This is a genomic window from Flavobacterium sp. B330r (assembly GCF_056824325.1).
This window is the reverse complement of the sequence record NZ_CP124860.1, coordinates 693855-716249: the sequence shown is the minus strand read 5'-3', so window position 1 is coordinate 716249 and position 22395 is coordinate 693855. Positions and strand designations below refer to the sequence as shown.

The 22395-nt window shown below is 31.5% G+C and carries 20 protein-coding genes; 11 read left to right on the top strand and 9 right to left on the bottom strand.

Annotated elements, in window-relative coordinates; all coding sequences use genetic code 11:
- Positions 1–68: 68 nt before the first annotated feature.
- The 5 genes from secA to QLQ95_RS03110 all read right to left on the bottom strand — a co-directional run bounded on the left by secA (position 69) and on the right by QLQ95_RS03110 (position 5876).
- The gene (gene secA / locus QLQ95_RS03130; protein ID WP_482502588.1) at positions 69–3413 is read right to left on the bottom strand and encodes a preprotein translocase subunit SecA; all 3345 of its coding nucleotides are present in this window, start codon (positions 3411–3413) and stop codon (positions 69–71) included.
- A gap of 87 nt (positions 3414–3500) precedes the next feature.
- Positions 3501–3722, bottom strand: a complete 222-nt coding sequence (locus tag QLQ95_RS03125; protein WP_007138072.1) for a DUF2795 domain-containing protein — start codon at positions 3720–3722, stop codon at positions 3501–3503.
- A 262-nt stretch (positions 3723–3984) separates the two neighbouring features.
- Entirely contained in the window at positions 3985–4554 is a 570-nt protein-coding gene (locus QLQ95_RS03120; RefSeq protein ID WP_095931074.1) for a cob(I)yrinic acid a,c-diamide adenosyltransferase, read from the bottom strand.
- Positions 4555–4597: 43 nt separating this feature from the next.
- Positions 4598–5104, bottom strand: coding sequence for a hypothetical protein (locus tag QLQ95_RS03115; protein ID WP_482502586.1), 507 nt, complete (start codon positions 5102–5104; stop codon positions 4598–4600).
- A 64-nt stretch (positions 5105–5168) separates the two neighbouring features.
- Positions 5169–5876, bottom strand: coding sequence for an ABC transporter ATP-binding protein (locus QLQ95_RS03110; protein ID WP_482502584.1), 708 nt, complete (start codon positions 5874–5876; stop codon positions 5169–5171).
- A gap of 291 nt (positions 5877–6167) precedes the next feature.
- Here QLQ95_RS03110 and QLQ95_RS03105 point away from each other — a divergent pair, with 291 nt between their 5' ends.
- The gene (locus QLQ95_RS03105) at positions 6168–6827 is read left to right on the top strand and encodes a DUF6565 domain-containing protein (protein WP_095931072.1); all 660 of its coding nucleotides are present in this window, start codon (positions 6168–6170) and stop codon (positions 6825–6827) included.
- Between the two features lie 57 nt (positions 6828–6884).
- Here QLQ95_RS03105 and QLQ95_RS03100 read toward each other — a convergent pair whose 3' ends face one another.
- The 4 genes from QLQ95_RS03100 to QLQ95_RS03085 all read right to left on the bottom strand — a co-directional run bounded on the left by QLQ95_RS03100 (position 6885) and on the right by QLQ95_RS03085 (position 11252).
- Complete coding sequence (locus tag QLQ95_RS03100; RefSeq protein WP_482502582.1) at positions 6885–7664, bottom strand: O-methyltransferase; 780 nt, start codon at positions 7662–7664, stop codon at positions 6885–6887.
- Positions 7665–7685: 21 nt separating this feature from the next.
- Positions 7686–8168 carry an FKBP-type peptidyl-prolyl cis-trans isomerase gene (locus QLQ95_RS03095; protein WP_379796962.1) on the bottom strand — a complete coding sequence of 161 codons (483 nt, stop codon included), beginning with the start codon at positions 8166–8168 and terminating at the stop codon, positions 7686–7688.
- A 165-nt stretch (positions 8169–8333) separates the two neighbouring features.
- A complete protein-coding gene (locus QLQ95_RS03090; protein ID WP_379796960.1) occupies positions 8334–10196 on the bottom strand; it encodes an ABC-F family ATP-binding cassette domain-containing protein in 1863 nt (620 codons plus the stop codon).
- A 90-nt stretch (positions 10197–10286) separates the two neighbouring features.
- Positions 10287–11252, bottom strand: coding sequence for a T9SS C-terminal target domain-containing protein (locus QLQ95_RS03085; protein WP_482502579.1), 966 nt, complete (start codon positions 11250–11252; stop codon positions 10287–10289).
- Between the two features lie 327 nt (positions 11253–11579).
- On the opposite strand from QLQ95_RS03085, the gene QLQ95_RS03080 reads away from it, so the two are divergent.
- The 10 genes from QLQ95_RS03080 to QLQ95_RS03035 all read left to right on the top strand — a co-directional run bounded on the left by QLQ95_RS03080 (position 11580) and on the right by QLQ95_RS03035 (position 22366).
- Positions 11580–12005 carry an adenylyltransferase/cytidyltransferase family protein gene (locus QLQ95_RS03080; protein ID WP_320492348.1) on the top strand — a complete coding sequence of 142 codons (426 nt, stop codon included), beginning with the start codon at positions 11580–11582 and terminating at the stop codon, positions 12003–12005.
- A gap of 11 nt (positions 12006–12016) precedes the next feature.
- Positions 12017–12967, top strand: a complete 951-nt coding sequence (locus QLQ95_RS03075; RefSeq protein ID WP_320492347.1) for a GDP-L-fucose synthase family protein — start codon at positions 12017–12019, stop codon at positions 12965–12967.
- Between the two features lie 31 nt (positions 12968–12998).
- Entirely contained in the window at positions 12999–14126 is a 1128-nt protein-coding gene (gmd, locus tag QLQ95_RS03070; RefSeq protein ID WP_320492346.1) for a GDP-mannose 4,6-dehydratase, read from the top strand.
- A gap of 163 nt (positions 14127–14289) precedes the next feature.
- Entirely contained in the window at positions 14290–15654 is a 1365-nt protein-coding gene (locus QLQ95_RS03065) for a lipopolysaccharide biosynthesis protein (protein WP_482502577.1), read from the top strand.
- 9 nt (positions 15655–15663) lie between these two features.
- Positions 15664–17016: an O-antigen ligase family protein gene (locus tag QLQ95_RS03060; protein WP_482502575.1), complete on the top strand. Its 1353-nt coding sequence runs from the start codon at positions 15664–15666 to the stop codon at positions 17014–17016.
- A 12-nt stretch (positions 17017–17028) separates the two neighbouring features.
- Positions 17029–17922 (top strand): glycosyltransferase family 2 protein, encoded by an 894-nt coding sequence (locus QLQ95_RS03055; RefSeq protein WP_320492343.1) that lies wholly within the window; start codon positions 17029–17031, stop codon positions 17920–17922.
- A gap of 205 nt (positions 17923–18127) precedes the next feature.
- Positions 18128–19021, top strand: a complete 894-nt coding sequence (locus QLQ95_RS03050; protein ID WP_320492342.1) for a sugar transferase — start codon at positions 18128–18130, stop codon at positions 19019–19021.
- Between the two features lie 2 nt (positions 19022–19023).
- Positions 19024–20196 carry a glycosyltransferase gene (locus QLQ95_RS03045; protein WP_320492341.1) on the top strand — a complete coding sequence of 391 codons (1173 nt, stop codon included), beginning with the start codon at positions 19024–19026 and terminating at the stop codon, positions 20194–20196.
- Positions 20193–20933 (top strand): WecB/TagA/CpsF family glycosyltransferase, encoded by a 741-nt coding sequence (locus QLQ95_RS03040; RefSeq protein ID WP_320492340.1) that lies wholly within the window; start codon positions 20193–20195, stop codon positions 20931–20933. Before QLQ95_RS03045 ends, QLQ95_RS03040 begins: the two co-directional genes overlap by 4 nt.
- A 14-nt stretch (positions 20934–20947) precedes the next feature.
- Positions 20948–22366, top strand: a complete 1419-nt coding sequence (locus tag QLQ95_RS03035; protein ID WP_320492339.1) for an undecaprenyl-phosphate glucose phosphotransferase — start codon at positions 20948–20950, stop codon at positions 22364–22366.
- Positions 22367–22395: the final 29 nt, after the last annotated feature.

The window sequence follows — 22395 nt, the reverse complement described above, 5'->3', positions numbered from 1 at the left end:
TTTTATGGAATTTATAAGTATCAGCCTATACTGTAAACTGTGCCTGCGACTGAATACTTAAAATATTATTAGTTAATTAAAACCCAAGTTCCAGCTGCTATTAAAGCTTCAGCTTTTTTGTACTTCATTGTTTCTGTTTTACCAGTAGCAACTTCTTGAACTACAACCGTATCATTTCTGTTGATTTTTGGCATATCTCGAACGATAGTTTCAGTAACTTGACGTTGTTGAGTTTCTCCAGCCTCACGGTTGATGCTTTCGCTATTTGGGATTTCGTCTTTACTTAATTGTAAATTTTCTTTTGGACGAGCGACTTCTCTTGCTTCGTGAATTTCAGGAGTGTTTTGAGCTGGTAAATCACCTTTGAATAAGAATGAAATAACTTCTTTGTTAACGTTATCCAACATTCCTCTAAACAAGTTGAAAGCCTCTAATTTATAGATAAGCAATGGATCTTTTTGTTCGTGAACAGCCAATTGAACAGATTGTTTCAATTCGTCCATTTTACGTAAGTGTTTTTTCCAAGCTTCATCCACAATAGAAAGTGTGATGTTTTTCTCGAAATCAGCAATTAATTGAGCACCTTGGCTATCATAAGCTTTTTTCAAGTCAGTTACCACATTCAAAGTTTTGATTCCGTCTGTAAATGGAACTACAATTCTTTCAAAATGATTGTTTGGCTCTTCGTAAACTCCTTTGATAATTGGGAAAGCTTCTCTAGCGCTTCTTTCTGTTTTTTCAGTATAGAAAGCTAAAGCTTCTTTGTACACTTTTCCAGTAACTTCAATATCAGATAATTTTAAGAAATCTGCTTCAGAGATTGGAGAAGTGATTCCGAAATAACGAATTAAATCAAACTCGTATCCTTTAAAATCATTTGTTACTTTACTGTTGCTTACGATTAATTCGCAAGTATCATAAAGCATATTCGCGATATCCAGTTTCAAACGCTCTCCGAACAATGCGTGACGACGACGTTTGTAAACTACTTCACGTTGCGAGTTCATTACGTCATCATATTCTAATAAACGTTTACGAACACCAAAGTTGTTTTCTTCTACTTTTTTCTGAGCACGCTCGATAGATTTAGTCATCATAGAATGCTGAATAACTTCACCTTCTTTCAATCCCATTCTGTCCATTACTTTCGCAACTCTTTCAGAACCGAATAAACGCATTAAGTTGTCTTCAAGAGAAACATAGAATTGAGAACTTCCTGGATCTCCTTGACGACCAGAACGACCACGTAACTGTCTGTCTACACGACGAGAATCATGACGCTCTGTACCAACGATTGCTAAACCTCCTGCAGCTTTTACTTCTGGAGATAATTTAATATCGGTACCACGACCAGCCATATTTGTTGCAATAGTTACCACTCCAGCTTTACCTGCTTCTTCAACGATTTGTGCCTCTTGCTTGTGCATTTTAGCGTTCAATACGTTGTGTGTGATTCCTCTCATTTTAAGCATACGGCTTAATAATTCTGAAATCTCTACAGAAGTTGTTCCAATTAATACTGGTCTTCCAGCTTGAGATAGTTCCGTAACATCTTCGATTACAGCGTTGAATTTCTCACGTGTTGTTTTGTAGATGTAATCTTCTTTATCAATTCTTGCAATTCCACGGTTTGTTGGAATTTCAACAACATCCAATTTATAAATCTGCCATAACTCTCCTGCTTCTGTAACCGCTGTACCAGTCATACCAGCCAGTTTGTTATACATTCTGAAATAATTCTGTAATGTAACAGTTGCAAAAGTTTGGGTTGCAGCTTCGATTTTTACGTTTTCTTTTGCTTCGATCGCTTGGTGAAGACCATCCGAGTAACGACGCCCGTCCATGATACGACCTGTTTGCTCATCGACAATCATAATTTTGTTGTCCATGATAACGTACTCGACATCTTTTTCGAATAAAGCATAAGCTTTTAAAAGCTGAGTAAGAGTGTGAATACGCTCGCTTTTTACTCCAAAATCTTGAAATAATCTTTCTTTAGCTTCAGCTTCAGCGTCTTTATCTAATTTTTGTTTTTCAATTGCTGCGATTTCTGTTCCAATGTCTGGTAAAACGAAGAAATCTGCATCAGTATCTCCAGAAAGGTATTTAATACCATTGTCTGTTAATTCTACTTGATTGTTTTTCTCTTCAATCACAAAATACAAAGCTTCGTCTACTTTGTGCATTTCGCGATTGTTATCTTGCATGTATTGATTTTCAGTTTTTTGAAGCAATTGTTTAATTCCTTCTTCACTTAAAAATTTAATTAATGCTTTATTTTTAGGTAAACTTCTGTAAGCTCTTAATAATTGGAAACCTCCATCTTTAGTATTACCTTCTTTAATTAATTTTTTAGCTTCAGCTAAGAAACCATTCGCTAACTGACGTTGTTGTGCAACTAAGTTTTCGATTTTTGGTTTCAATTCGTTGAATTCGTGACGATCTCCTTGAGGAACTGGTCCAGAAATAATAAGAGGTGTTCTAGCGTCATCAATTAATACAGAGTCAACCTCGTCGACAATTGCAAAATTGTGTTTTCTCTGCACTAAGTCGCTTGGAGAGTGCGCCATATTATCTCTTAAGTAATCAAAACCAAACTCATTGTTAGTTCCGTAAGTGATATCAGCATCGTAAGCTTTTTTTCTTTGCTCTGTACTTGGCTGGTGATTATCGATACAATCAACAGATAAACCGTGGAATTCGAATAAAGGAGCTTTCCAAGTACTATCACGTTTTGCCAAGTAGTCATTCACTGTTACTAAGTGAACTCCGTTTCCTGTCAAAGCATTTAAATAAAGAGGAAGAGTAGCAACCAAAGTTTTACCTTCTCCCGTTTGCATTTCAGCAACTTTACCTTCGTGTAATACCATACCGCCAATTAACTGAACATCATAGTGAATCATGTCCCAAGTGATGTCTTTTCCAGCAGCATTCCATTTATTTGCCCAGATAGCTTTTTCGCCATCAATAGTAATGTATGATTTTGTTGCTGAGAATTCGCGGTCTTTTGGAGTTGCAGTAACTTCAATATGAGAGTTCTCTTTAAAACGACGAGCCGTTTCTTTTACTACAGAAAACGCTTCTGGAAGAATTTCCAATAAAGTTTTTTCAGAGATTTCATAAGCCTCTTTTTCAAGAGCATCTATTGCATCATAAATATCTTCCCTTTTATCGATGTCTTCGATGTTTTCTACTTCTGCTTTAAGCGAAGCAATTTTAGCATCTTTATCAGCTCTAGCTTCTTTTATTCTGTCTTTAAAATAAACGGTTCTTCCTCTTAATTCGTCGTTTGATAGACTCATTAAAGGAGCTTCGAATGTTTTAATTTTGTTTAAGTAAGGTTGTAAAGCTTTGACATCTTTCTGCGACTTATCGCCGACAAAGACTTTAATAATACTGTTTATGAAACTCATGATTTATTGTATTTCTTTATTATATATATGTATTTGAACCAAAAAAAAAGTCTCTATGATGAGAGACTTTTTCCTTTGGTTTATTTTTTAATATTCATCCTCATTCCAAAGATAATCTTCGTCTGTTGGATAATCAGGCCAAATTTCTTCCATTGATTCATATATCTCACCTTCGTCTTCGATTGATTGAAGGTTTTCTACTACTTCTAATGGAGCACCTGCTCTGATAGCGTAGTCTATAAGTTCATCTTTGTTAGCAGGCCATGGCGCATCACTTAAATAAGATGCTAATTCTAATGTCCAATACATCTGTTATCTGTTTAGTTTGTGCAAAAATAAATTTTTTACTGAAAAAGACAAGTAAATTTTGATTTATTTTAATAAAATTTAAGAACGTCGATTATTAAATTCCAATTTTTAAATTCCAAACTTCAAAAAAGAAGTTTAAAAACCAATATTTAAATTCCAAATCCCAATGTTGGAAGGCTTTTTTTGTTTTTTATAAATTCAAAAGAATTTAAATTTTTCTCTTGGAATTTGGGATTTCAAAAATTTGGAATTTTCAGAAAATTCATTTTCTGGGTATCCATTTCACTTCCTCCGCTTTTAAGTCTGAGGACAACTTTCGTGCCAAGACAAAAAGGTAGTCAGAAAGTCGGTTTAAGTACGTGATTGCTATTTCAGGAACGTGTTCATTATGGCTTAAATGCACTGCTAAACGTTCTGCGCGACGACAAATACAGCGCGCTATATGACAATGTGACACGGTAGGATGGCCACCGGGTAAAACAAAATGAGTCATTGGCGGAAGGCTTTCATCCATTTTATCTATTTCGTTTTCCAGTAATTCGATATCCGAATCAATTATGCCGAGATTTTCTAAACGAAGTTTTCCGTTTTTCAAAACTTCTTTTTCTTGTGGAGTTGCCAAAATGGCACCAACGGTAAAAAGGCGGTCTTGAATTTCGATTAAAATAGTTTTATAATGAGAATCCATTTCCTGATCGCGAATCAATCCGATATAAGAATTCAATTCGTCAACAGTTCCATAACTGTCAATTCTAATATGGTCTTTTGGTACACGCGTTCCTCCAAAAAGAGCCGTTGTTCCTTTATCGCCTGTTTTGGTATATACTTTCATTTTTTAAGATGCTAAGGTTCTAAGGTGCTGAGATGCTAAGTTTTTAGTTTTCTTTGAAACCGAGTTCATCATGCAGTTGAGTTAATTTTTTTTGAGCTTGATTGTTGAAGTTTCCACTTACTCCCTCAACAAAATTAGCAGTTGATTGAAGCTGGTAACAGCTTAGACAAACCTGAGTTTGACAAATTACTGTATTATTTTTGAAATATATAAATGCAAGTCTTGGTTCATAACAGCCTGCTATATTTGGATTTTTATATGTTTTTTTGTTTCCAATAATCGAATTTAATCTTAAAATCTGATTTTGATTAAGTTTTTTCGTTTGACTAATTGTATTTATATATTTTCCTTTTTCATTAATAGGATTAAAGAAATGTTCACCAGAGAAACCAATATAATTTACTCCGATCACAGAGTCACATTTTATATTTTTAGAATAGGATAGAGTAGGGTCTATTTTTAATTTGATCGTTTTATCGTTTAGCCAAAATATTTTTGTTCTTGGTGCTTTTGGAGGTAATTCAGAATATTGATTTTCTTTTTTTGACACGTTTTCACACGATGTCAAAACCAAAAACGCAAGTAAAAAACATTTTATAATTCGCATTTATTATCTAAATTTTATTTGTGTGCAATTCTTTGGAAGTATCGCTTTCAATTAGACCATCTCGCAAACGAATAATTCTATGTGCATAAGCGGCAATATCTTCTTCGTGAGTTACTAGTATTACAGTATTTCCTTGTGCATGAATATCTCCAAAAAGCTTCATAATTTCTACAGAGGTTTTACTGTCTAAGTTTCCAGTTGGCTCATCGGCTAGAATAATAGAGGGTCTGTTGACTAATGCTCTTGCAACCGCAACACGCTGACGCTGTCCTCCAGAAAGCTGATTCGGCTGGTGATCCATTCTGTCGGCAAGATTAACCTGTTTTAAAACTTCTGTGGCACGAGCAATTCTTTCAGATTTTCCGTAACCAGCATAAATCATGGGTAAGGCAACATTGTCTAAAGCTGTAGTTCTTGGCAAAAGATTGAAAGTCTGAAATACGAAACCAATTTCTTTATTTCTGATTTCTGCCAGTTCATCATCTTTCATTTTGCTTACATCTTTTCCATTTAAAATATAACGACCTGAAGTTGGAGTGTCTAAACAGCCTAATAAATTCATTAATGTAGATTTTCCTGATCCGGAAGGTCCCATTAAAGCAACGTATTCGCCTTTTTGTATTTCTAGATCTATTCCTTTTAAAACATAAACGATTTCATTTCCTAAAGTAAAATTTCGTTTGATGTCGGTTATTTTAATTAATGGTTCAGCCATTTTTTTTTACAATTTTGGATTTAAAAGTACAAAACACTTTTCAATAAAAAGGATAAGTAGTTCAGAATTGGTTTTTGTTACAAAACCTCTTTCGTAAATACGTTTTTATATAATATATTTTTAAAAGAGAATAATGTTATATCTTTTTTAAAATATTTTGCAATATTATCATTGTTTTGTGTTTTTTATAGTTTTAAGATGTTTTTAATTTTAAAAACATGATAATAATGTAATTTATTAAGAAAAGCGTTTGGTAAATTTGATTAATCAATTAATTAAATAATCAAGATTATGAAAAATATCAAAATAGCTACAGGAATTGCTTTATTAGTATTAGGGTTAACATCGTGTAAAGATGAAAAACAAGAAAGAGCTCAAAAAACAGTAGAGAACTATGTAATCTATGTTGACTCTGTTAAAAATGTGGCAGCTGCTGACTTAAAAGAGAATTGGAAAAGTGTAGAAGCAGAATATGATAGAAGATCTACCGAAGCGCAAGCTGCGTTGGCTGATATTAAAGATAATGCTGCCGCAACAGAAAAAATAAATGCAAGTAAAATTAAGTACGAGGAATTTAAAAATGAAATGACCGCCCAATTTGCCCCTCCAGCTCCTAGTCCGAAACAACAGTTAAGAGATGCGTTGTTTGGTGCAGGAAAAATTGGTGATGATATGAGTTTTAATTGGGTTAATGCCCAAAACATTCATAGCGTTTATCAGCAGTTTGTTCATACTGTAGAAAATAATAAAGATAAATATTCTAGAGAAGACTGGGATGAAATCAAATTAATGTATGAAGCTCTTGACAGCCGTAAAAATACAGTTGAAAAAGAAGGTTTAACAGCTGAAGATAATCGTAAAATTGCTGGTTTGAAAGTAAAATTTGCACCAATGTATACTGTAAATAGAATGGGAGCTAAATCTGAAGAAAACAAAGACGCAAAAAAATAAGATTTTAAAATTTTGAATTAGAAAATGAAAAAGACGATCAGAAATGATCGTCTTTTTTTATGCTCGAATTATAAAATGCTCTTTCGGTTGTTCTCGTCTAAAGAATACAAATCCCCATTGAAAAGTATCAATCGTAACTTTTACTTGAGGATGATTTTTGATGATTTCCCAAGCTTCTTCCATATCTTCTGACCAATGAATATCGTCGAAAATCCATACAGAATCATTGTCGATTGTTGGTAGTAAAAGGTCAAAATAAGCTAAAGTTGCTTTTTTAGAATGATTTCCGTCAAAATAGACCAGATTGTAATTTGTTGCTTGAATGTTCTCAGAAATTAAAAAAGATTCAAACTCAGCAATTACATTTTCAACATTATTACAATCAAATTCAGCCAATTGATTTTGGGCAACATTTGCTGTATTTGGACAGCCTTCAATAGTAACAACTTTCGCTTTCGGGTTTCCCAAAGCTAGGGCTGAAGTTGCCAAACCCAAAGAAGTTCCTATTTCTAAAATATTCTCTGGCTTAAAATAATTGGTAACACGAAACAATAATTCTGCTCGTTTTGGCGAAATTCCTGCTGTTTGTGCAATTTTAGAAATTTGTCTTCTATTTGATTTGAAAACTCTCGATCCCGCTCCAAAATCGGTTACTTCAATAAAGTTTTTATTTTCTAAAAGCGATTTTCTATATTTTTTTAGAATTGCATATTCAGGTTTTGTTTTCTTATCATAAAAACATTTTGTCAGTAAATTAAAAACAAACGGCGAGTGAACGGCATGTTCGTTCTTAGAATGCCAAAGAAAGCTCAGATAAGATTTTATTTGAAAAAGCATCTAGAAATTTAGAATGAAAGATTAATTTACTTTAATCAATTTTACGTCGAAAATAAGTACAGACCCTCCTGGTATTGTCATATAATCATAACTTCCGTAACCCAAACGAGATGGTATTAAAAGAACTCCAGATCCTCCTTCTTTAAAATAAGGAATGCCTTCTGTCCATCCTTTAATTACTTGATTTAAACCAAATGAAATTCCTGTGTCTTTACTTTGATCAAAAACTTTTCCGTTGGTATAATAACCTTTATAAGCGACAGTTACATTAGAAGTAGAAGTTGGTTGAGCGCCATTACCTGGTTCTGTAATAATATAATAAAGACCTGAATCGGTTCTGGTTGCAGTTAAATTATTTTTGGTTAAATAATCTTTAATGTCCTTTTCGTTTTGTTCTGTGAAATCTTTTGCTGGTTCAGATGGGTCTTTTTCTGTATCTTTTTCCGTATTGTTACAAGAAATAAATAAGGTTAAAGTAAATACTGCGGCTAATAGTTTTTTCATTATGGTATTTTTTAATATTTATATAGTAAAGGGCAATTTTTTGTTTCAATAAAATTCATAAAAATGTGTAATATGTTTCACAAAGATTCACAAAAAAAAACTCAAAGATTCACAAAAAAAACTTTGCGTAGCTCTGAGGTTTCTTAGCGAATCTCAGTGTAATGACTATCCTTCAAGTTTAGCAGAAAGTTCAAACCAGCGTTCTTCTTTTGCTTCGATTTTATTAATTATGTTTTGAAGTTCGTTTGCTTTTTTCTCGATATCGGCATCTGCAATTTTTCCATCTGAGAATAATTGTTCGATTTTGGCTTTTTCAGCTTCTAAATCTTTAATTTCTCTTTCGATTTTCTGATATTCTTTTTGTTCGTTAAAGCTTAGGTTTCCAGTTGGATTGTTTTGTTTCCAGTCTTTCTTTTCTGCTTTGTTTTCTTCTTTTTGAGCAACATCAGCACTGTCTTCGTAAGCTCTAAAATCAGAATAGTTTCCTGGGAAATTTTCTATTTCGCCTTGACCTCTAAAGACAAATAAATAATCGACAATTTTATCCATAAAGTAACGGTCGTGAGAAACTACCAATAAACATCCTGGATAATCCAAAAGGAAACTTTCTAAAACGTTAAGCGTTACAATGTCCAAATCGTTTGTAGGCTCATCTAGAATCAAGAAGTTTGGATTCTGAATTAAAACCGTACACAAGTATAAACGCTTTAATTCTCCACCACTTAATTTCTCAACGTAATCATATTGTTTTTTGGCATCAAAAAGAAAACGCTCCAATAATTGCGAAGCCGAAATAATTTTTCCTTTTGTCAACGGAATATACTCTCCGTACTCTTTTATAATATCAATAACACGCTGACCTGGTTTTGGGTTAATTCCAGACTGTGTATAATATCCAATTTTTATAGTATCTCCTTTAACAACACGTCCGCTGTCTGGAGGAATTGTTCCTGTCAAAAGATTTAGGAAGGTCGATTTTCCAGTTCCGTTTTTGCCAATAATTCCGATTCTTTCTCCACGTTGAAAATCAAAACTGAAATTGTCAAGAATAACGCGGTCTTTGAATTTTTTAGAAAGTTTATGAAGCTCAATGATTTTGCTTCCCATTCTTTCCATATTAATTTCAAGCTCAACTTTATTTTCTTTTCGTCGGCTTTGCGCTTTTTCTTTAATAATGTAAAAGTCATCCTGACGTGATTTAGATTTGGTTGTTCTCGCTTTTGGTTGGCGGCGCATCCATTCTAATTCTTTTACAAACAAGTTTTTAGCCTTGTCAACACTAGCATTTTCAGAAGTGATTCTTTCTTCTTTTTTCTGTAAATAGTAAGAATAATTTCCTTTGTATTGGTATAGTTTTCCGTTGTCTAGTTCTATAATTTCGTTACAAACCCGCTCCAAAAAGAAACGGTCGTGCGTTACCATAAACAAAGTGATGTTTTCTTTGGCAAAGTAACTTTCCAGCCATTCGATCATTTCTAGATCTAAGTGGTTGGTTGGCTCATCTAGAATCAATAAATCGGGACGATTGATTAGAATTATGGCTAGAGAAAGACGTTTTTTCTGACCTCCAGAAAGATTTTTAACTTTAAGTTTGAAATCTTCCAACTTTAATTTGAATAAAATCTGTTTGTATTGCGTTTCAAAATCCCAAGCATTATGCTGATCCATAGCATCAAAAGCTTTTTGGTAAGCTTCTTCGTCAGCAGGATTTTCTAAAGCCTTTTCATAAGCTTCAATAACTTTAAGCGTTTCGTTATCTGAGGCAAAAATACTTTCTTCGATCGTAAGTTCATCTTGAAGATTATTGTCTTGCGATAGAAATGCCATTCTGATTCCTTTTCTTAAAACAACTTGCCCAGTATCTGGTTCTTCCAAACCATTAATAATGCTCATTATGGTTGTTTTTCCAGAACCATTTTTTGCAATGAAAGCGATTTTTTGATCTTTATTAATTCCAAAAGAAATGTTGTCAAAAAGGACTCTTTCTCCAAATGACTTTGATATATTTTCGACTGATAAGTAATTCACTTTGTAATTATAAGTTATAAATTATGAGTTATGAATGTTTTCTAAAACATAACTTTCTGCAAAAGTAAACTATTATCTTGCATTTGCGAATTATTTATGGAGATACAACCTTAGAACGGAACTTAAATCGAAATAATGAATTTGCTGAGGAACATTTATAACTGGTTTTCGAACAAGAGATTCATTCGTTAAAAAATAATGTAAACCATCTTTCGTCGCAATTCCTTCAATTTGATGAAAAGGAAGTTTTAAATCGATTCGCCTTTTATTTCCAGATAAAAAATCTTGATCTTTAAAATCGTAGAGCAGATATAAAAAAGGTTTTCCTACTTTGGTATAGCCGCACAAAGTAATTAGTTTTTTGTTTTCTAAATAAGTGGCACCAGTAACCAGACCTTTGGTATCAATTGTTGCTTTGAGTTTTGCAATTTGTGTTCCTTCTTGCTTTGGCAAAGCGTAAATATTGGTTTTAGACGATTTCCATTGCTTGGTAAATAGGTAGATGCTGTCTTTGGAAACAATAAATGCTTCACAATCAAAATCGGTTTTGTTTGGTTTTGATAGAGAAAAATTAGTTTGGTCAGAATAAGAAAATAGGATGGTTTCAATTTTCGGATTTTCTTCTAAAAAAGATCTTTTTTCAATTTTAAGAATTTTCAAATCGGTTCTATTTCCAGAATAATTATTGCCAAAATCGCCGATATAAAGATGTGTGCTGTCTTGTGAGATTTCTTCCCAATCATGATTGACAGTTTCAGGAAGAATGATTTTCTTCTTGATTTTTCCTAAAGTATCCAAACCATAAATCGTAGCGTCATGATCGTCATTATGTGTCCAGAGTAAATTTTTAAAAGCAATTAAGCCAGAGGTTTCTTTTATTGAATCACTCAGTTGTCTAGAATATTCTGGTTTTAAATCTACTTTTTGATAGATACAGCTTCCATCATTTAGTTTTGCGTTTGGATTGTAATTTTTGGACAGTGAATCTGTGCAACCCGAAATTTGACTATAGGCTGAGGAGGTAAACAATGCAAAAAGTAATATCGCTCTTTTCATTTGTAGATTTCGTTGAATGTCTCTGTAAAAGTAGCTTTTAATAGCTAAAGATACGTTATATCCGCATTTCTAATATTTTTTATAACCTAATTTTTTTGTAAGAGTAAAACTAGACTTTTTTATATTAAAATAAGACATTTCTTTTTTTTTGTCTTTTGATTATACTTTTACTACACTACTTTTGCAAAAATTAAAAAGCTCCCTCTTGTAAAATAAAGCATTTTCTGGAAGTTTTTTACTGAAATAAGAATTTGGATCCGAGTTATGTGACTCGGAGAAGCGAAGCTATGCTCTTTGGATATTTTTTTACTAACTATTCAATAATATATGAAGATAGGAATAACATTTAGCGCTTTTGATTTACTACATGCAGGTCATGTAAAGATGTTGGAAGAGGCGAAAAGACAGTGTGATTATTTAATTGTTGGATTACAGATAGATCCGGCATTAGATCGTCCTGAAAAAAATAGTCCTACACAAACAGTGGTTGAAAGATACATCCAGCTTAAAGGGTGCAAGTTTGTAGATGAAATTGTTCCGTATTCGACAGAACAAGATTTAGAAGACATTCTAAGATCTTTTAAAATAGATGTCCGCATAATAGGCGATGAATATCAACATAAAAATTTTACAGGTAGATTATATTGTGAAGAAAAAGGTATTGACCTTTATTTTAACAAACGTGATCATCGTTTTTCAAGTAGTGGGTTGAGGAAAGAGGTAGCGGTTAGAGAGTTGTCGAAGGTAAAATAAAAGTGGAGATTATGAAAAAGGATAGCAGAATTTACATAGCTGGTCATAATGGAATGGTAGGTAGTGCCATTTGGAAAATTTTGATTGCTAGAGGATTTACAAATTTAGTTGGACTTCCTAGTGCAGAATTAGATCTAAGAGACCAAAAATCAGTTTGTGATTTTTTTGCTGACATGCAGCCTGAGATTGTGATTGATGCAGCTGCTCGTGTTGGGGGAATCTTAGCTAATAATGATTTTCCTTATCAGTTTATAATGGAGAATATGCAAATTCAAAATAATCTAATTGATACTGCCTTGCGAAGTGGAGTAGAAAAGTTTATTTTTTTGGGAAGTTCTTGTATTTATCCAAAATTAGCTCCACAACCACTAAAAGAGCATTATCTGTTAACGGATGTTCTAGAGCCAACTAATGAATGGTATGCTATTGCAAAAATTGCGGGTATAAAAGCTTGTCAAGCTATTAGAAAACAGTTTGGAAAAGACTTTGTAAGCCTAATGCCAACAAATTTGTATGGTCCGCATGACAATTTTGATTTACATACTTCACATGTTTTACCAGCTATGATTCGAAAATTTCATGAAGCTAGAATAAATAATAACGCCACAGTAACTCTTTGGGGGAGCGGAAAGCCAATGAGAGAGTTTTTGTATGTCGATGATATGGCTAAAGCGGTTGTTTTTGCTTTAGAGAACAGGCTACCTCACTATTTATACAATATAGGAACAGGTCAAGATTTAACAATAGAAAAACTTGCCGCAATTGTGCAGCAAGTTACTGGCCATACTGGTAAGATTATTTGGGACGCTGATAAGCCTGATGGTACACCAAAGAAACTTATGGATGTCTCAAAAATGCATAAACTTGGATGGAAGCACGAAGTAGAGCTTTACGAAGGGATTAAAATAACTTACGATTGGTTTTCAAAAAACATTGAAAATTTTAAACAGATAAAATTATAAAGGAACTACACTGTCCAAAGTTGAATAAAGTATGAAAGTAGCACTTATAACGGGAATCACAGGTCAAGATGGATCTTATTTGGCTGAATTATTATTAGAAAAAGGATATCAGGTGCATGGGGTTAAAAGGCGTGCGTCGTCTTTTAATACACAGCGAATAGATCATCTTTATCAGGATCAGCATGATCAGCATGTAAATTTCAAATTGCATTATGGAGATTTGACAGATTCAACTAATATTATTAGAATTATTCAAGAAGTACAGCCTGACGAAATTTATAATTTAGGTGCAATGTCTCATGTAAAAGTGTCTTTTGATTCTCCAGAATATGTAGCAAATGTTGATGGAATTGGTACTTTACGCATTTTAGAAGCAGTTAGGATATTAGGGTTTGAGAAAAAAACAAGAATTTATCAGGCTTCAACTTCTGAACTATATGGAGGTTTGCCAGAAAATAAGAACGAAAAAGGTTTTTATGATGAGAACTCTCCATTTTACCCGCGTTCTCCATATGGTGCTGCTAAAATTTATGGTTTTTGGATAACAAAAAATTACCGGGAAGCTTATAATATGTTTGCCTGTAATGGTATTTTGTTCAATCACGAATCTCCAAGACGTGGTGAAACTTTTGTAACCAGGAAAATTACAAGAGCAACCGTTAGAATTGCACTCGGATTGCAAAATAAATTGTATCTGGGAAATTTAGATGCTAAACGAGATTGGGGACACGCTAAAGATTATGTTAGGATGATGTGGATGATTTTGCAAGCAGATAAACCTGAAGACTGGGTAATTGCAACAGGTAAGACAGCTGCTGTTAGAGATTTTGTACGCATGAGCTTTGCCGAAGTCGGAATTGAGTTAGAATTTATTGGCAATGGAGTTGATGAAAAAGGGTATGTAAAAGCTAGTAATAATCCTAATTTTCAAATAGAGATTGGTAAAGAAGTATTGGCAGTTGATCCAAAGTATTTTAGGCCTACAGAAGTTGACATACTAATTGGTGATCCAGCTAAAGCAAAGAGCAAATTAGGCTGGGAATGTAATTATGATTTACAGGCTTTAGTCACAGATATGATGCAAAGCGATTTGGAACTTATGCAAAAAGAGCAATACTTAAATGAAGTTGGGTATAAAACTTTAAATTATTTTGAATAGTGTTGTCTGCAGTAGACAAAACAGTTAAAAATGAGAAGACAAACCAGAGAATATTAAAATTACGAAACAAGAATTTTAAATAGTATCTAACATGCAAACTAAAGAACAATTCAAAATTAGTTTTATAACTCTTTTGTGTAAAGTTTAAAGCATTTAAATCGTAGTGATAAAAAAAATTAAGCAAAAAATTTACTCTTTTTTTTCAGAGGGACATAGCAGAACCATTTTAGCAAAAAAGAATATAGCAATTTCTTTTTTTATTAAAGGGGCCAGTATCGTTATAGGATTATTATTGGTCCCTATGACTATAAATTACGTAAGTTCTATGCAATATGGTATTTGGTTGACTATTAGTTCGCTGATAGGATGGATGAGCTTTTTTGATATAGGAATGGGTAATGGTCTTCGAAATAAATTAGCAGAATCATTAGCTTTAAATGAGTTTCAGCTTGCTAAAATATATGTAAGTACAACCTATGCCTGTTTGCTAATAATTTCTCTTGGCTTATTTGTATTTTTCTGTTTTTTAAATCCTTATATCGATTGGCAAACTTTTTTAAATATTCCTGAATCTGTAAAAGATGATATTTCATTAGCAGTTCTAATAATTTTCGGCTCTTTTTGTGTGCAATTTGTAGTTCAATTAATCAACACAGTACTTACTGCGGTCCATAAGCCTGCTATCGCTGGATTATTATTATTAATTGGACAATTATGTGTTTTAATCACTATTTACATTATGAAAAAAACGATTCAGGGAAATCTTACGGTTCTAGTATTAGCTTTAACAATGAATCCTGTTATAATCCTGACATTGGCCAGCTTATATTTTTATAAAACTAAATTTAAAAATATTGCTCCGGCATTTTCTCACGTAGATTTTAGCTATTCAAAAAAAATATTTCAAGTTGGAGGACACTTTTTTATTATTCAAATAGGTTCAATAATACTGCTTCAGACAGATAATATTATTATTTCAAAATTTATAGGGCCAGAATCTGTTACAAAATTTAATGTAGCTCTTAAATTGTTTTCAACAGTAATTATGCTTTTTTCAATTATAATGAACCCTTACTGGAGTGCTTTTACAGATGCAAATGCAAAAAGAGATTATGAGTGGATAAAAAATAGCGTTAAAAAAATAAGGCAAATATGGTTTTTTATTTCGATTGTTATTGTTCCCCTGATCTTGGTGTTTTCAAATTTTATATATAAGTTTTGGTTAGGCGATTCAATACAAATACCATTTAAGTTATCACTTTTGTTAAGTTTATATGTAATCGCCTATATGTGCTTAAATTTAAATAGTTACTTTTTAAATGGAGTAGGTAAGATAAGATTACAACTATATATTTATTTAATTGTCTGCATTGTGAATATTCCATTATGTTGTTTTTTGGCAAAAAAAATCGGAATAAACGGAATAGTAATTTCTAATTTATTAATGTTTGTAGGAATGAGCATCATTCTTTGGATTCAAACTAATAAGGTTTTAGCACATACAGATAAAAATATATGGAGCAAATAAAATAGCATTGTGGAATTAGCATCTACTAGAAGAAATTTTAAAAGACAATTAAAGACGAAGAAACCTAGTTCACGTATCTTGCTATTTGTTTATTTACAACTTACTAATATTATTACTGGACCTGATCTTGTTTTGAAATTTTTAGGTTTTAAATATGGTGATGTTGCAGAAATTGGGCTCGGGTGGTTTACAACTTCTGTAAATTTTATTTTTGTTCTACTTTCTGCATTGGTTCTTTTGAATAATAAAAAAGCAAGTTTACAACTCGTTACAAAAGAAAAAAAAATCATCATTATTTTGGTTTTAACTTTCTTTTCGAGTGTTTTAGTTCTAGATAATATGTTTAGTCAATCAATTAATTTGATTTTTTTAACTATTGGCTATTTTATTAAAGTTTGTAGCCTAATCGTTTTGTTTGATAAATATAACATAGAATTTTCTGCAACATTGCTTAAAGTATTAAAAATACTAATGATATTAATGTTGTTATATCTTGTGATTTTTTTTGCAAATGGTTTTTCAACAACATTAATTGGTCGATATCAAAGCATTTTTAACCAACCTAATACTTTGGGACAGTTTTCTTCTTTGACAATTGTTGCTTTATTTTCTGATAGATTGTATTTTTCCACGAGATGTAAACGTGCTAATAATAATCTTTCTTTTTTCTTTTTTTTGTCAATTGGGATAGTATTTGTTTTCATGAGTCAAAGTTTTACAAACTTGTTATTGATTACATTGATTTTATTGATTTATTTTTTTTATAGCCTAAGTAATAGAATATTGCAGGTATTATTACTTATTTCAATAATTCTTTTTTCTTTTTTCTTTTTTACAAATTCAAAAGATCTGTCGGTTTTGTCCTTTTCAAATGTTAATGTATCAGCATCAAATTTTAAAAGAGATTTAACTTTAACAGGGAGAACACAAATTTGGAGGGATGTTTTAGATAAGGTTCAATTGGAGAATAAAACACTATGTGGTTATGGAATTGGAGGTTTCTGGGGTAAAACAGGCGCACCCTCATCTAAAATTGATAATGCGCTTTTTGCAGAAATAGGCCAGTCGCATAATGGATTAATAGATTTATATGTTCAATATGGGCTAATAGGTGTTTCTTTATTTATATGTTTTTTGTCTAGTATTTTGAACAAATTATCCAAAATGAAATCTAATTCTTCGTACGTCATTTTTTTTAATTTCTTTTTTGTTTTGTTTCTTTTTAACAACTTAGTAGAATCCAGTTACCTTCAGCCCAAAAATTTTTTAAATATCATATTCTTTTTAATTATTGTATCTATTCTTAATTCAGTGCCCTCACAGGGATTTGTGCAAAGTGGACTAAAGAAGAATATCAATTAAATGTAAAAACTGATGATAAATAAAAAGATTACGGTTGCTATATGTACTTATAATAGACCTTTATTATTGGAAAAATGTATTGAATCTGTTTTGATACAAGACACGAGTTATGAATATGAAATTATTGTTGTAGATAATGACGCCAGAAAAACTGCTCAGGAAATAGTTTACAAGTATAGGACAAGAGTTCAATATTATTTCCAACCCTTAAAAGGATTGTCTTATGCAAGAAATATGGCAGTATCAAAATCAAATGGAGAATTTCTTCTTTTTATTGATGATGATGAATATGCCGATCGTGATTGGCTGAATAACATGGTTAGTTGTCAGGAAAAATATTCAGCTGATGTTGTTTTAGGTAAAGTGATTTATGAAATTCCCGACTATTTTCCTTCTTATATTAAAAAGAGTTCATTTTTTCTTCGTAAGAACAGAATTACTGGTGAAAGTGCAGGAATAAATGAAGGATATACGGGAAATACTTTAGTTCGTAAAGAAATTTTTAATTTGAGAACCCCTGCTTTTCTTGAAGAATTTAATCACACAGGTGGAGAGGACTCTGATTTTTTTAATTTTTTATTATCAAGACAAGCAAAAATTATATTTTCAAATGAAGCTATTATATACGAAACACAAGATTTTAAAAGATTAAAAGCATCTTGGTTTTATAAAAGAGGATATCGTTCAGGATATAATTATTCAAATCATCTTTTTAAAAACAATCATTTTTTTATTGGCTGTATAAAATGGCTATACAGTGTTTTTGGAGGTTTTATGGTGAGTTTCTTGTTAATTATCAGAATGATTTTTAGTCCAAATAAATATTTTATTAAAATGTTGGCAAAACTAGGCAATCAATTAGGGAAAATTGGATATGCCTTTCGTTTTCAAATTAAAGATTATTAAATAATTAATACTGATTGTAGGCTTGATTTTTTTAGACATGGTTTTGGATTTACCAATGAAAAAGAAATTTCTTACCTCAATAAAAGTTCAAAATTGATAGGTCTTCTATGAATTTATCCTCCTTTATAAAGTAAATTTTTTACAATTCTATAATTAGTGGGTCAGTATTATGCTTTTGCAAAAAGAATGATTTAAAAAAAAACAAATGAATAATTTTTCTCCAGTAGTCCTTTTCGCATATAAGCGTCTAGGGACTTTACAAAAAACAGTACAATCACTTCAAAAAAATTACCTGGCTGAGAAATCGGACCTTTATATTTTTTCGGATGAAGCAAAAACATCTTTAGATAAGACAGCTGTAACTGCAGTTCGAAAATATTTGCATTCTATTAATGGTTTTAAAAGTATTACGATCTATGAAGCATCAATAAATAAAGGATTAGCAAATTCAATTCGAGATGGTGTAAGCCAAGTTTTGAAAACTCATGAAACAGTCATCGTATTAGAAGATGATCTTGTGAGCAGTGCAAATTTTTTAAATTTTATGAATGAAGCTCTTCTCTTTTATAAGGACGAATCAAAAGTGTTTTCAATTGCAGGATTTAGTATGCCAATTAAAGTTAATACAGAATTTGATAATTACTTTACTCAAAGATCAAGTTCAACAGGCTGGGCAACATGGCGAAATCGTTGGTTAAAAATTGACTGGAATGTTAGTGATTACAATGAATTTAAAGAAAACAGGAAAGCAAGAAATAATTTTAATAAGATGGGTTCTGATATGTCAAACATGCTGGATCGTCAGATGCAAGGAAAGATAAATTCTTGGGCTATTCGTTGGTGTTATCATCAATTTAAATATGATTTGTTTTCTGCGCACGCTTTTGTTTCAAAAATTGAAAATGTTGGTTTTACAAAAGATGCAAGCAATACAACAGAAACATATAATAGATTTCAAACAATTCTAGACAGTGGGTTAAAAACAAACTTCCTTTTTTCTTCAGACATTCGTTTAGATCCAAAAATAATAAAGCAATTCACTAAACCATTTTCTATTCTTTCTAGAATTAAGTACAAAGTGATTAATTTGTTTCAGTAAAATTGAAAATTCTCATAATTCATACGCGCTATCAAATGTTTGGTGGCGAAGATATTGTTGTAGATCAAGAATTGAATTTATTAAAACAACATCATACTGTTGAGGTTATATATTTTCAAAATCATCTAGGATGGAGGGGAGCAATGCAATTTTTGGGCTCAATTTGGAACGTCTCTTCTGCGAGAAAAGTAAAAAAAAAAATTAGGGAATTTAAACCTGATTTGGTTCATATACACAATTGGCACTTTGCTTTAGGCCCCTTGGTTTTTAGAAAAATAAGTCAATTAAAAATTCCAGTTGTTCATACAATTCATAATTATCGTTTATTATGCCCTTCTGGTATTTTACTCAACAAAGGGCAATTATTTAGTCATAGCCTATATCAAAGATTTCCTTATACAGCAATATTTAAGAAAGTTTATAGGTCCTCGTTTTTCCAAACGTTTTGGCTTTCGTTTATTATCTGGTTTCATAAAAAAATAGGTACTTGGTCAAAAATTGAAAAATATTTGTGCCTTACTTCATTTGCAGTTGAACTTTTTCAAAAATCTAATTTTAATGTTCCTGTCGAAAAATTTGCAGTTAAGCCAAATTTTGTAATGACCAACAAAACTAAGTTGGAAGTTAAAAGGGGAAATCATTTTTTATTTGTAGGAAGATTGTCAGATGAGAAAGGGGTAAAAGTATTAATAGATGCTTTTAGGAATTCCTCATATGAACTCAAGATAGCAGGAGATGGTATATTAAAACAGCTTGTTGTAAATGCAAGTTTAGATAATAAGAATATCTGCTACTTAGGAAGCATACAAAATAAAGAAGTTAGATTAGAATTGAAAAAAGCTCAAGCCCTTATTTTTTCATCAATATGGTATGAAGGAATGCCAATGACAATAATAGAAGCTTTTTCATGCAGGACGCCAGTTATAGCATCAAATTTAGGAGCGATGTCTTCTATGGTTTCTAATAATTTAAATGGTTTTCATTTTGAGCAAGGTAATGCAGAGGACTTAATAAAAACACTACAATCATTTGATAAACTATCACAAGAAGTTAGAAAAGAAATTCAAAATAATGCCTATCAAACTTATAAAGAGAAATATTCGGTAAACTCCCAATTATCATATTTCAACGATATCTATATGTCAATTATTAATAAAAGAAATGAAGTGAAATGATTAATGAAATGTTATTTGAACCATGCCTTAGTTATAAAATATTTAAGGATGATTTGTCTAATTGTTTTTTAGACAAAAAAACATTGATTAATACTATTAATCAATATTCTTATTGTATCGCAGAAATAGATTTAACATTTAAAAAAGCCCTTCAGGAATCTGACATTCTTTTGCCGGATGGAATTGGAATTGTAGCTGCTGTAAAATTGTTGAATAATAAAAAAATTTCTAAGATAGCTGGAGCTGATCTTCATCACTATTTATTAAACGATTTAAATAAAAAAAAAGGAAAATGTTTTTATTTGGGTTCTTCTCAAAATACACTTGATAAAATTACTCAGCGAATTTCAAACGAATTTCCTGATGTGGAAGTAGAATCCTTTTCACCTCCTTTTAAAAATGAATTTTCAGATAATGATAATCAACAAATAATAAAGATAATAAATGATTTCAAACCTGATGTATTGTTCATTGGAATGACAGCGCCAAAACAGGAGAAATGGGCTTATAAGTTTAAAGAAATTTTAGATGTAAAAGTTATTTGCTCAATCGGAGCAGTTTTCGATTTCTATGCAGGAACAGTGGTAAGACCACATAAAGTATGGATAAATTTAGGTTTAGAATGGTCTGTGAGATTAATAAAAGAACCCAAAAGAATGTGGAAAAGATATTTATATTATGGGCCAGTTTTTGTTAAACTAATTTTAGAAAAAAAAATCAAAAGTTTTTTCAAATAGAGTTCTTTTCAATTATGAAAATTTTAAAAAAACTATCTGAATATAGTTTCTCGAGATACTATCAAATTCTATTTATTGTTTGGGATATGATTTTGTTAAATGTCTCAGTCTTTGTTTCTGGTTTGATTAAGTCTGATGATCTTGATGTCATATCCATAAAAGAGACACAAACTATTTCTTTGTTGGGTAATTTAATATGGATTGGATTATTGCTTTATAAGAATTCATATAAAATTATTAGGATAGAAACCTTAGAGTCAATTTTAAGCAGAACAATTAAAAAAGTTATTATTCACGCTTCTATTGTTGCAGTTTTTGTGGTTTTTCTAGAATATTCAAATATTTCTAGGATGCAATTATTTTGTTTTTATGTGTTTTTCTTTGTGTTATTGATGCTATCAAGGTTTTTTTTGATGCGATTTTTAAAATATGTTAGATCTAAGGGATATAATTATAGAAACTTTGTTATTGTTGGAGCTAACGACAAGGGTAGGAGCATACGCAAAATATTAGCCAAAAATTTAAATTATGGTTATAGATTTTTAGGTTTTTTTGATGAAAATGAAAATAGCCGTCATTTAGCAAACGATGTTATTTTGGGTGGGTTTAATGATATTCAGAACTACATGGCAAAAGTTCATGTTGATGAAATGTATATCGCATTGCATATCGATAATGTTAATATCATTAATTACTTAATAGATATTTGCGAGCAGCATATGGTTCGCGTGAAATTTATACCTGATTTTCAGTTGTATACTAAATCAAGTAGAGTTGAAATTTCTTTTTATGAGAATATGCCTGTATTAATGTCTCGCCGTGAGCCTTTAGAATATGCAGTAAATAGATTATTGAAAAAAGCTTTTGATATTTGCTTTTCAGGATTGGTTATTTTATTAATATTTCCGTGGTTGTTTCCAATTATAATGCTAATTATAAAAGTAGAATCTCCGGGTCCTGTTTTTTTTAAACAAGATAGATCTGGGCGGGATAACAAATCTTTTACATGTTTTAAATTTAGAAGTATGAGTGTTAATGCTTCTGCAGATGAGAAGCAGGCTCAGAAAGGGGATTCACGAGTTACAAAATTTGGTGCTTTTATTCGTAAAACAAGTATTGATGAATTGCCACAATTTTTTAATGTTTTTTTGGGCAATATGTCGGTAGTTGGACCACGCCCCCACATGTTGTATCATACGCAAGAATATAGTGAGTTAATCAATAATTATTTAGTTCGGCAATATGCCAAACCAGGGATAACTGGTTGGGCACAGGTTAATGGCTATCGCGGTGAAACCAAAGCACTGGTTGATATGGAAAATAGAGTAGAATGCGATATTTGGTACATTGAAAACTGGAGTTTACTTCTTGATGTGAAAATCATTATAAAAACAATTATTAATGTTTTTCGAGGAGAAAAAAATGCGTATTAGATTTCTTCCAAATTTAAAAAATACCCCCT

Bases quoted from the DNA above. Each gene is read 5' to 3' on its own strand.
- secA (WP_482502588.1), bottom strand. From the start codon at position 3,413: ATGAGTTTCATAAACAGTATTATTAAAGTCTTTGTCGGCGATAAGTCG.
- QLQ95_RS03125 (WP_007138072.1), bottom strand. From the start codon at position 3,722: ATGTATTGGACATTAGAATTAGCATCTTATTTAAGTGATGCGCCATGG.
- QLQ95_RS03120 (WP_095931074.1), bottom strand. From the start codon at position 4,554: ATGAAAGTATATACCAAAACAGGCGATAAAGGAACAACGGCTCTTTTT.
- QLQ95_RS03110 (WP_482502584.1), bottom strand. From the start codon at position 5,876: ATGGCTGAACCATTAATTAAAATAACCGACATCAAACGAAATTTTACT.
- QLQ95_RS03105 (WP_095931072.1), top strand. From the start codon at position 6,168: ATGAAAAATATCAAAATAGCTACAGGAATTGCTTTATTAGTATTAGGG.
- QLQ95_RS03100 (WP_482502582.1), bottom strand. From the start codon at position 7,664: ATGCTTTTTCAAATAAAATCTTATCTGAGCTTTCTTTGGCATTCTAAG.
- QLQ95_RS03095 (WP_379796962.1), bottom strand. From the start codon at position 8,168: ATGAAAAAACTATTAGCCGCAGTATTTACTTTAACCTTATTTATTTCT.
- QLQ95_RS03085 (WP_482502579.1), bottom strand. From the start codon at position 11,252: ATGAAAAGAGCGATATTACTTTTTGCATTGTTTACCTCCTCAGCCTAT.
- QLQ95_RS03080 (WP_320492348.1), top strand. From the start codon at position 11,580: ATGAAGATAGGAATAACATTTAGCGCTTTTGATTTACTACATGCAGGT.
- QLQ95_RS03075 (WP_320492347.1), top strand. From the start codon at position 12,017: ATGAAAAAGGATAGCAGAATTTACATAGCTGGTCATAATGGAATGGTA.
- gmd (WP_320492346.1), top strand. From the start codon at position 12,999: ATGAAAGTAGCACTTATAACGGGAATCACAGGTCAAGATGGATCTTAT.
- QLQ95_RS03055 (WP_320492343.1), top strand. From the start codon at position 17,029: ATGATAAATAAAAAGATTACGGTTGCTATATGTACTTATAATAGACCT.
- QLQ95_RS03050 (WP_320492342.1), top strand. From the start codon at position 18,128: ATGAATAATTTTTCTCCAGTAGTCCTTTTCGCATATAAGCGTCTAGGG.
- QLQ95_RS03040 (WP_320492340.1), top strand. From the start codon at position 20,193: ATGATTAATGAAATGTTATTTGAACCATGCCTTAGTTATAAAATATTT.
- QLQ95_RS03035 (WP_320492339.1), top strand. From the start codon at position 20,948: ATGAAAATTTTAAAAAAACTATCTGAATATAGTTTCTCGAGATACTAT.